This window comes from Streptomyces sp. NPDC001889 (assembly GCF_053594535.1).
Window position 1 is genome coordinate 1 of record NZ_JBSFER010000011.1, and the last position, 10,261, is coordinate 10,261.

General features: G+C 75.9%; 8 protein-coding genes. 5 read left to right on the forward strand and 3 right to left on the reverse strand.

Annotation, left to right across the window (positions count from 1 at the left end; genetic code table 11):
• Positions 1–314: 314 nt before the first annotated feature.
• Entirely contained in the window at positions 315–1,184 is an 870-nt protein-coding gene (locus ACWCRA_RS14225) for an alpha/beta fold hydrolase (RefSeq protein ID WP_451067703.1), read from the forward strand.
• Positions 1,185–1,335: 151 nt separating this feature from the next.
• Here the strand turns inward: ACWCRA_RS14225 and ACWCRA_RS14230 are convergent, their stop codons facing one another.
• The 3 genes from ACWCRA_RS14230 to ACWCRA_RS14240 all read right to left on the reverse strand — a co-directional run bounded on the left by ACWCRA_RS14230 (position 1,336) and on the right by ACWCRA_RS14240 (position 3,252).
• The gene (locus ACWCRA_RS14230; RefSeq protein ID WP_351549879.1) at positions 1,336–1,761 is read right to left on the reverse strand and encodes an ATP-binding protein; all 426 of its coding nucleotides are present in this window, start codon (positions 1,759–1,761) and stop codon (positions 1,336–1,338) included.
• Positions 1,762–1,849: 88 nt separating this feature from the next.
• On the reverse strand, positions 1,850–2,218 hold the full coding sequence (locus ACWCRA_RS14235; RefSeq protein ID WP_351549882.1) for an STAS domain-containing protein: 369 nt from the start codon (positions 2,216–2,218) through the stop codon (positions 1,850–1,852).
• A gap of 218 nt (positions 2,219–2,436) precedes the next feature.
• Positions 2,437–3,252, reverse strand: a complete 816-nt coding sequence (locus tag ACWCRA_RS14240; protein WP_351549885.1) for an SDR family NAD(P)-dependent oxidoreductase — start codon at positions 3,250–3,252, stop codon at positions 2,437–2,439.
• Positions 3,253–4,798: 1,546 nt separating this feature from the next.
• Between ACWCRA_RS14240 and ribA the strand changes: the two genes are divergently transcribed.
• Genes ribA through ACWCRA_RS14260 form a run of 4 tightly spaced genes read left to right on the forward strand, consistent with a single transcriptional unit; the run spans position 4,799 to position 9,975 of the window.
• Positions 4,799–5,353, forward strand: a complete 555-nt coding sequence (ribA, locus tag ACWCRA_RS14245; protein ID WP_351549888.1) for a GTP cyclohydrolase II — start codon at positions 4,799–4,801, stop codon at positions 5,351–5,353.
• Positions 5,346–7,034: a WD40 repeat domain-containing protein gene (locus ACWCRA_RS14250; protein ID WP_351549891.1), complete on the forward strand. Its 1,689-nt coding sequence runs from the start codon at positions 5,346–5,348 to the stop codon at positions 7,032–7,034. Before ribA ends, ACWCRA_RS14250 begins: the two co-directional genes overlap by 8 nt.
• Positions 7,031–8,068 carry a formylglycine-generating enzyme family protein gene (locus ACWCRA_RS14255; protein ID WP_351549894.1) on the forward strand — a complete coding sequence of 346 codons (1,038 nt, stop codon included), beginning with the start codon at positions 7,031–7,033 and terminating at the stop codon, positions 8,066–8,068. The genes ACWCRA_RS14250 and ACWCRA_RS14255 overlap by 4 nt, the downstream gene beginning before the upstream one ends.
• 23 nt (positions 8,069–8,091) lie before the next feature.
• On the forward strand, positions 8,092–9,975 hold the full coding sequence (locus ACWCRA_RS14260; protein WP_451067704.1) for an NAD(P)H-dependent oxidoreductase: 1,884 nt from the start codon (positions 8,092–8,094) through the stop codon (positions 9,973–9,975).
• Positions 9,976–10,261 lie beyond the last annotated feature (286 nt).

Below are 10,261 nucleotides of genomic sequence, written 5' to 3' on the forward strand. Positions count from 1 at the left end.
GCCACCGCCGTGCCGCGGCACGGCGGTGGCCCCCGGGGAGCGCCGGCGGGAGCCGGTCCGGGCCCGTGCGCCGGGGCGGCCGGGGCCGGGCGGGTGCAGGGGCGGCCCGCTGGGCCGGGGAAGCGGGGTGGCCAGGGGCGGGCGGGTGCCAGGGGCCGGGGGCGGCCGGGGGCCGGGGAGGCGGGGCGCGCGGTGGGTGTCACCCGGACGGCGGGGGCGATTCACTCTCCCGGACCGGCCGGGGGGCGGCCCGCGCGGGGCCGGGCGGACGGTGGGGCGACAGCCTTCCCTCCCAGCAGGAAGAGAGACCCCTCATGGCTGTGTCCCCTCCCCCCTCCCGTACGCGGCGCCGGATAGCGGTGCGCGCCACCGCCGTGTCGGCGGCGCTGGCGGCGGCGGTCTTCGCCACCGGGCCCGCGATGGCCGGCGGTGACCCTTCCGGTTCCTCCAACCCCGAGCCCACGGGGCAGGGAGTGAAGCCGACCGTGGTCCTGGTCCACGGCGCGTTCGCGGACGCCTCGGGCTGGAACGCCGTGGTCGAGCGGCTCCAGCAGCGGGGGTATCCGGTGGTCGCCCCGCCGAACCCGCTGCGCGGGGTGCTCAGCGACTCGGCGTACGTCGCCTCGGTCCTCAAGAGCATCAAGGGCCCGATCGTGCTGGCCGGCCACTCCTACGGCGGGGCGGTCATCAGCCAGGCCGCGGCCGGGAACCCGAACGTGAAGGCGCTGGTGTACGTGTCGGCGTTCATGCCGGACGTGGGGGAGAACCCCGCCACCCTGTCGACGAAGTTCACCGGCAGCGATCTGGGGACGGCGCTGCGCCCGGTCCCGTACACCGACGGGACGGCCAGCGGCACCGATCTGTACATCCAGAACGAGAAGTTCCACGCGGTGTTCGCCGCCGATCTGCCGGCGGCGCAGACGCGGGTGATGGCGGTCGAGCAGCGGCCCGTCGCGCAGGCCGGGTTCGGGCAGAACGCCACCGCGGCGGCGTGGAGGACGATCCCGTCCTGGTTCATCGTGGCGAAGAACGACAAGGCGGTCGCCCCGGATCTGGAGCGGTTCGAGGCCAGGCGGGCGAAGTCGCGCACGATCGAGATCAGTTCCTCGCACGTGGCGATGATGTCGCACCCCGATGTCGTCACCGACCAGATCCGCGACGCGGCCCACGCCACGGCGGAGTAGCGGGAAGCGGCGGAGAGGGGCCCCTGGCGGTCCCCGGGGGTCTTCGGGGGTCTTCGGCGGGGGGCGGGTGCCGGACACGGTGCTCGCCCCCCGCGCCGCTGTGCCGCGCGCCGCGGACGGCGGCGGGACGGGCGGGGCGGGGCGGGGCGGTTCAGTGCAGGGGCACCCGGGCGCGGATGGTCTTGCCGCCGGGGGCGGGGGTGATGGCCACGCCGGTGCTGAGGCGCAGGACCAGGGGCCAGCCGTAGCCGCCGGTGCGCAGCGTGCGGGGGCGGGGCGGGGGTGCGGGCAGCGGCGGGGCGCTGGTGCGGTCGGTGACGGCGATGTGGAGGGTTCCGGCGCTGACCGCGGCGGTGAAGCGGACCAGTCCCCCGCCGTGCCGGATGGCGTTGGTGACCAGTTCGGAGGTCACCAGGAGCGCGTCGGCCAGGACGGTCTCCGCGTCCCGGCCCGGGCCCCGGGGGCGGGGGGCGCCGGCCAGCAGCCGGCGTACCGTGTCGCGTGCCTGGGCGGGTGTGGTCACGGCCGTCCGGGTTCCGGTACCGGAGCGGGCCGTGGTCGTGTCCTGAGCTGTCATCGGGAAACTCCCTCCTGATCGGCCGCCTGTGTCCTGTCTGTGCGCCTGCCCCGGCGGGAGCGGGCGCACACGGCCGGCGGCGGCCCGGTCAGTTCCGGGGCGCTGTGCGCAGGGTACGCAGGGCGTCGCCGGCGGAGTCGGCGAGGGTCAGGAGGGCGGCGGCGTCCGTGGTCTCGAACAGGCGGGCCACCGCGCGGGGGAAGGGTCCCGCGACCACCAGTGCGGCGCCGTGGGCGCGGTGGGCGTGCTGGGCGTCCAGGAGCAGGTGCAGGACGCAGGAGTCGGCGAAGGCGGTGGCCGACAGGTCGACGACGGTCGCGGCGGGGCGGCGGGCGGCGGCCGTGCGCAGGGTCCGGGCCAGCGGGGGTGCGCTGTCGGCGTCGATGTCGCCCGTCGGGCGCACGACCCATACGGCCCGGGTGCCCGGGCGCGCCGCTTGGGGGTCCGTAACCGTCACTCGTCTCTCCCCTGGTCCGCTGGTCCGTGTGCCTGTGTGCCGGTGTGCCGTTTCCGTCCGCCGGGGGCAGCGAGCGGGCGCGCCGGGCGCGGGCCCGGCGCGGGTGTCCGTGCACGCCGCGGCGGGCGGGTGCGGGTCGCTTGTTGCCGCCCGGGGCGGCTTCAAACGGTGGGCCGCCGTCCGGATTCCGGCCGGGCCGGGGGTCAGCGGGCCGGGGGTCAGCGGGGTGCGGGTTCGCGGGGCTCGACGCGGAAGGCGAAGGGGATGACGCCGGGGTCGAGCGCGGTCGCCGCGCCGTCGGCGGTGAGGACGGCGCCGTTGACGAACGACGCGGCGGGCGACAGGAGCCAGGCGATGGCCTCGGCGATCTCCTCCGGTTCGCCGGGGCGGCGCGCGGGGATCAGGCGGGTCGCCTGGGTGTAGGCCTCCTCGGTGCCGGCCAGTCCCGCCTCCCGGGCGAACCGGGTCATCCTGCGGTCGGCCATCTCGGAGCGCACCCAGCCGGGGCAGACGATGTTCGCGCGCAGTCCGCGCGGGCCGTAGTCGACGGCGAGGGAGCGGCACAGGTGCAGCAGGGCGGCCTTGGAGGCGGCGTAGGCGGCGCTGGCCAGGCCGTTGCGCAGGGCGGAGACCGAGGCGACGGCCACGACCGCGCCGCGGGCCGCCAGCAGGTGCGGCAGGGCGGCGCGCTGGAGGAGGAAGGGGCCGGTGACGTTGGTGCGCATGACCGCTTCCCAGTCCTCGGTGGACAGGTCGCCCACCGCGCCGGGCCGGACGGTGCCCGCGTTCAGCACGAGTCCGTCGAGACGGCCGTGGGCGGTGACGGCCGTCTCGACGAGGGCGGTGACGGCGTCCGGGTCGGCGGTGTCCCCGGGGTGGGCCAGCGCCCCGGTCTCGGCGGCGACGCGCAGGAGCGGGCCGGGGCGCCGTCCGGAGGCGACCACGTGGTGCCCGCCGGCGCGCAGCAGCCGCACGGTGGCGGCGCCGATGCCCGATCCCCCGCCGGTGACGATGAAAACCTTCTGGCCGTCCATGCCCGTCCCGTCTGCGAGACACCGTGTGCGGCGGGGGGTGTGCCGCCCGCGCCGTGCGGGCCGCGCCCGCGCCCGCGCCCGGTGCCGTGTGCGTTGCCGTCTGCTGTGTGCTGTGTGCGTGTGCCGTCTGCCGTCTGCCGTACGGCCCGTTCCCGGTGCCGTGTGCCGGTGCCGTGCGCCGTGCGGCCCGCGCCCGGTGCCGTCTGCGCCGCCGCCGTCCGCCGTTGCCGTTGCCGTCTGGCGTCTGGCGTCTGGCGTGAGGTCCGTGCCGTGTGCCGCGGTTGTGCGGCCTCCGGCGCGGGTTCCGTGACGTGGGGCGCGGGTGTGGTGCGCGGGTGTGGTGCGCGGGGACGCCGGGGCCCCCGGGGTGTTTCTACCGCACCGGGGGCGGGCGGGGTGCGCGGCGGGCGGCCGTGTCGCCGGCGGACAGCGGGAGCGGGCGGGCCGGACAGCGGGCAACGGGCAACGCGCCGGGCCAGTGCGGCCGGTTCCGCGCCGCGGGGCCGGGCCGGGCCGGGCCGGGCCGGGCCGGGCCGGGCCGGGCCGGAAAGGGACAAGGAACCGGAGGGGAAGGGGCGGTGCGGCGGGGAAAAGGGGGGTGCGGCAGGGAAAAGGGGGGGTGCGGCAGGGAAAAGGGGGGGTGCGGCGGGGCGTCCGTGTGCCGGTGGCGGGGTCCGCCGGCGGGCGGCCGGGAGGAGGCGGCGGGGCCGGGCTGCGGGGGCGGCGGGGCCGGGAGTGCTCCGGGGGGCGAGGGGAACCGGCCAGGGTCAGCGGGCCGGCCGGGGCCGGGGTGTGCGCCGGGACAGGGGGCGGGCCGGGGCCGCGGGGGCCGGGCTGCGGGCGGGCCCGCGGGGGCGGCCCGGGTGCGGGGCGCGGGCGCGTGAGCGCGGGCCGGGAGGCGGGAGTCCGGGGCGCGGGGGCGGGTGCGGGCATGTGCGGGCCGGTGCCGGGGGGCGGGCCGGGGGCGGGCCCGGCGGGGGCCGGGGTTCCTCTTCCTCCTGCGCGGCACCGCCCGTTGCGCATTCCTTCATGATCCGCCGGAATTCCCCGCCGGGTGTTTCCGATCTTCTTTCGTTGATCCTTTCGCGCACCGCACCCGCAAGGGCTGTGGCCGGAAACAGACTTGCGCGTGCGCGGGTGTGCTTGCCGAATAGGAAGGGTCTCGCTGCCGGGTTCTCCGCGGCCGCGGGTGTTTACGGTGGATGGCGCCGCGCGGGCCGGTGGAGAAGGCGGTCCGGGTGCGGCCCGACGGGAGTGCGGTGCGCGTCCGTACGGGAGAGATCCTGGCCGGAAGAAGTCCGCTTAAAAGTCATTGATCCGGGTGTTGACACGATGTATCCGGCAGGGCAGCATGCAACATCCCTGTGTTTTTGAGTGACCACTGATCCGTGCCGTCGCCATGCCGTCGTCTGTGTAGCGGGATTTCAGCAGCCTCAAACCTGAAGGGGTTCCGATGGAGGCAGCAGAGACAGGTCCGAAAGCGGCTGTGCTTCGTGCCGTGGTTCCTCTTCCCCTGTATATATCCGGGGCTCTGCGGATGGCCCGGATGGTCTCGTTCGACGGTCTCGCGGACGGCAGGGAGCATGTGGCGATCCTGTTCGGGGAGCCGTCCTCGGTGCCGCTGCCGCTGGTGAGGGTGCATTCGGAGTGCCTGACCGGTGACATATTCGGGTCGGCGCGCTGTGACTGCGGGCCGCAGCTGCGCGAGGCGCTCTCCACCATCGAGGCGGAGTCGGGGGTGCTGGTGTATCTGCGCCAGGAGGGGCGCGGGATAGGCCTGTACAACAAGCTCGACGCCTATACCCTCCAGGACGACGGTTATGACACGTATGAGGCGAACCGGGCTCTGAACTTCGCCGGCGACCTGCGCGACTACACGAGTGCGGCGCAGATTCTGCTGGCGCTGGACATCCGGCGCATACGGCTTCTGACCAATAACCCGGAGAAGTCGGAGCAGTTGCGGCGACTGGGTGTCGATGTGTCCCTGCAGATCCCTACGGGCGTGTATGCGAATCATGTGAATTTTCATTATCTGAAGACGAAGGTGAATCAAGCCGGGCACATGATAAAGCTCGACGGAAAGCGAGCGGACTATGATTGAGCACAAGGGTCCCATCAGCGGTGTCGCGGCGCACGGGGATGCGTATGTGGCGACCGCCGGATACGACAACCAGGTTATTCTGTGGGACCAGTCGACGGGAAAGGCCCTGGGCCGGGTGGTGCACGACCATCTCGCGAACCAGTGCGCCTTCACCCCGGACGGGCGGCGGCTGGTGACCTCGTCGAGCGATTACACGGCGCGGCTGTGGTCGGTGCCGGATCTGCGGCTGCTGGCGGTGTTCAACGACCAGAGCGACGATGTGGAGATGTCGGTTCCGCATCCGACGCGGGAGCTGGTGGCGGCGGTGTCGCGGGACCATCACGCGCGGGTCTACGACTACAGCGGGGCGCTGGTGCAGCGGCTGTCGGGGCACACGGCGGATGTCATCTCGGCGGCCTGGGTCAGCGAGGACGAGCTGATCACCTCCAGTGACGACGGGACGGTCAAGCGCTGGCAGGTGGGCAGCGGGGCCCTGCTGGAGGACATCGACCTGGGCGGGGTGGAGACCGACACGGTCGCGGTCGGCGCGGACGGGACCCTGTACGCGGGGAACGACGCGGGACAGATCGTGGTGATCCGCTCGGGGGTCAGCGAGCGGGTGGACGCGCACCGTTCGGGGGTCAAGCGCCTGGTCCTGGACGCGGGGCGGGCGCTGCTGGTGAGCCTGAGCTACGACCGGAGCCTGCGGATCTGGGACGTGTCCGGCCCGCTGCCGGTGCAGGTCGACGAGGCCGCGGTGCCCGATGACGTATGGCCGCGCTCCTGTGCGTTCGCGGGCGCTTCCGCGCTGGTGTTCGGCACGTTCGGGGCGACGTACCGCACCTACGACTACCGGCGGCGGGCCTGGCGGGCGGCGGTGGTGCGGCCCACGCACGGGGTGAACGCGGCCTGCGCGCTCGGCGCGCGGGTGCTGAGCGTGGGGGACGCGGGCATCGTGCGCCGGGACGGGAAGGAGCATCTGTCGCTGGGGAGTCTGTGCAACTTCCTCACGCCCGCCCCGGGCCTGGTGCTGACCGGGGGTCAGCTGGGGCTGGTCATGGACGCGCTGAGCGGCCGGGCGCTGCACCAGCACCGCTCGCCGCTGAACTGCGGGGCGGTCTTCGAGCGCGGGGGTGTGCCGCACGCGGTGATCGGCTCCTACACCGGTGACGGGCTGGTGTTCGCCCTGGGCGGCGGGGGCGCCGAGCATGTGGGGGACCTGCCGCTGCACGAGAACGCGGTCAAGGGCGTCGCGGTGTCGGGGGAGCTGATCTTCTCGGTGTGCGCCGACCGGTCGGTGGCCTGGCACAGCACGCGGACCCTGGCGGAGGTGCACCGGGTGGAGGGGGCGCACGGGCGGATCGCGAACGGCTGTGTCGCCCTGGGCGGCGGGGCGTTCGCCAGCACGGGCCGGGATCTGGTGCTGCGGCTGTGGGACGCGGACTTCGGCTGCGAGAGCGTGCCCACCCCGCACACCCATTCCGTCAAGTGCGTCTGCGCCGGGGCGGACGGCCGGTTCATCGCCACCGGCGCCTACGACGGCCACGTCGCCGTCTTCGACCGCGAACGCGGCCGGTGGCAGCCGGCGCTGCGGCCCACCACCTCCGGCATCTCCTCGCTGGCCTACCACGCCGGCCGCCGGTGCTTCCTGGCCGGCTCGTACGACGGCAGCGTTTACGAGATCCCCGAAGGAGCGGTATGACGGTCGCGAGCGGAGAGACCACCCCCATCAACTCGGACATGATCGGTGACCGGCAGGCGATGCGGCTGCCGCCGTGGTTCGAGGGCCGCTGCGCCGCGGACAGCCTCGCCGCGCACGGCGCGGACCTTCTCGGGAGCGGCGGCGGCCCGCGGGCGCTGGCCGCCGCCGCGGAGGACCCCGCGGCGCCCTTCGAGCGCCGTTACGCGGCCGGGGCCCTCGTCTCGCTCACGGGCGATCCGCGGATCAGGCCCGACGACCCGGTGATGGACACGGTCCCGGGCGGGCGGGTGCGGATCGGCCTGCCGCCGCAGGAGGTCGGGCGGGTGATCGGCGAGTGGGGCCACGCGGGGGTCGAGGAGGCGTGGATTCGCAAGGAGTGCCCCGCGCACGAGAGGGACATCGGCGCCTTCCGCATCGGCCGCTACCCGGTCACCAACCTGGAGTACCGGCGGTTCCTGGAGGACACCCGGGCCCGCTGGCTGCCCACGTCGTGGCGGTTCGGCTGCTACCCCGACCAGCTCGCCAACCACCCGGTGTGGACGGTGCCGCCGCAGGCCGCCGACGCGTACGCGGCCTGGCTCGCGCAGCGCACCGGGCGGGCGTTCAGGCTGCCGTCGGAGGCCGAGTGGGAGTACGCGGCCGGCGGCGGGGACCGCGAGTTCCCCTGGGGCGACACCTTCAGCGCGGACGCGGCCAACACCTCCGAGTCCGGGCCGCTGTCCTCGACGCCCGTGGGCATCTACCCGGCCGGCCGTTCCCCGTTCGGCGCCCTGGACATGGCCGGCAACGTCGAGGAGTACACCGCCGACGACTACCGCCCCTACCCCGGCGGCGAACTGATCGCCGATGACCTCCTGCCGTACCCCGGCGGGCTGGAATCGGCCAGCCCCGCCCTGCGGGCCCACAGCACCTACCGCATCGCGCGCGGCGGGAGCTTCACCCGCCGGGGGGACCTGGCCCGCTGCCGGCGGCGGCACGGGCTGTACGACCGGGCGTTCTACGCGGTGGGTTTCCGGCTCGCCGAGACGGTCTGAGACGCCGAGGGGGTGCGGGGCACGTGGCGCTGGCGCCGAACGTCGCGGTCATCTACCACAGCAACCACGGGACCGTCCACGCGCTGGCCCGCGCGGCGGCGGCGGGGGCCGCGGCCGCCGGGGCGGCGGTACGGCTGCTGCCCGTCCCCGGCACCCCGCCGCCCCGCACCGGCACCGGCACCGGCACGGGCACGGGCACGGGCACGGGCAGGCGTTGGGATACGGGTGCGGGTGTGGGTGCGGGTGCGGCCGGGGCCGGGGCCGGGGAGGAGGGGGGCCGGACCGCGGACCTGACGGACCTGCTGTGGGCCGGCGGGCTGATCTTCGGGACCCCCACCCACTTCGGGAACGTGTCCCACCCGCTGAAGCGGTTCATCGACTCCGCGTCCCCGCTGTGGCGGCGCGGTGTCCTGGCCGGGCGGGTCGTCACCGCGATGACCAGCTCCGCCAGCCTCCACGGCGGACGGGAGTCCACCCTCCTGAGCCTCTACCACAGCATGTACCACTGGGGAGCGCTGATCCTGCCCCCGGACGCCGGTGACGGGGCCAACCCGTACGGGGTGTCCGCGCCCGCGGACCCCGGCGGCCGGGTCGCCGCCGACGTCCTGCGGGCCGCCGCCGCCCTGGGCGCCCGCCTCGCCCGCACCACCGCCCGCCTCGGCCCCGCCCCCCTGCCCTTCCTCCCCGCCACCGCCCCGGCACCGTCCCGGACACCGGAACCGGCACCGGACCCCGCCGCCGCGAACGGCACCGCACCATCCCGACCGGCACCCGGCACAGGAGCGGAGGCGGAGACGGGGCCGGGGCCGGGGCCGGGGCCGGGGGCCGTCCCGGGAACGCGTACCGGGGCGGATACGGAACCGGGACCGGCACCGGGCACAGGGGCGGAGGCAGGGGCGGGGCCGGTTCCGGTTCCGGGAACGCGTGCCGAGGAGGGTGCGGAGGCGGGGCCGGCACCCGGAACGGGCACGGGAGCACGCCCGGCACCGGCACCGGAGGCGGGGGCGGGAGCGGGAGCGGACGCGGACGCGGTGTCCGGAGACGGTACGGGAGTGCGCGCCGGGACCGGTGCGGTGCTGTCCGGGGACGGTACGGACGGACGCGCCGCGCCGGCTCGCGCAGCCGTGTCCGGGGCCGTTCCGGTGACGGACACGGCTGCGGGCGGGGAGCCGGGCACCGCCCCACGCACGGCCCCGGCACCGGGCCGTGGTCCGGGGCGGGATACGGGCCGCGGCCCGGGGGCGGGGCGGGATTCGGCCACGGGTCCCGGGCGGGGCGGGGGCCGGGCGGTGCGGGTCGCGGTGGTCTGCCACCCGGCCGAGGGTCCCACCCTGGCGCTGGCCGCCGCCCTGGCCGACGGCGCCCGCCGCGAGGGCGCCGAGGTCCGGCTGCGGCGCGCCCACCCGGACCGCCCGGCCGGCGCGGCGGCCCCGGAGGTGCCCGCCGCGACCCCCGCCGACCTCCAGTGGGCCGACGCGGCGGCCCTGGGGGCCCTGGCCCGTATCGGCACCATGGCACCGCAGTTGCTGGCCTTCCTCGAGTCCTGCGAGACCCCGCGCGAGGAGGGCCGGCTCCGTGTCCGCGCGGCCACCGCGTTCGTCACCACGGCCCATCCGCACAGCGGCAGCGAGAGCGCGCTGCTGGCCCTGTGCAACACCCTGCACCACTGGGGCACGCTCATCGTGCCGCCCGGCTACACCGACCCCGTCGTCACCGAGGCCGGCGGGAATCCGTACGGAACCTCCTGGTCCCTGTCGCAGGGCCCCGTCCCCGGCCCGGCCGTGCTGCGGGCCGCCCGCTACCAGGGCGCCCGCCTGGCCCGCACCACCGCGCGGCTCCTGGGCCCGCCGGCGCCGCCGGCCGCGCCCCGGGAGAGCGCCCTTCCCGCACTCCCCCACGCCCCCTGACACCCTCCCAGCCTCCCCCGGACCCCCTCCGGCCCCCTTGGCCCCGCAGCCGACCGCCGCAGCCCGGACCCCGACCACCGCCAACCGACCACCGCCAACTGACCACCGCCAACTGACCACTGACCACTGACCACCACCGACCGCCGACCGCCGACCGCCACCCGCCACCCGCCGACCACTGACCACCGCGAACCGCGAACCGCCGACAGCCGCCCGCCGACGCGCCGGGCCCGTTCCCGGCACCCCTCCCCCACCGTCCCGGCGCCGGAGCACCGGACCGGCACAC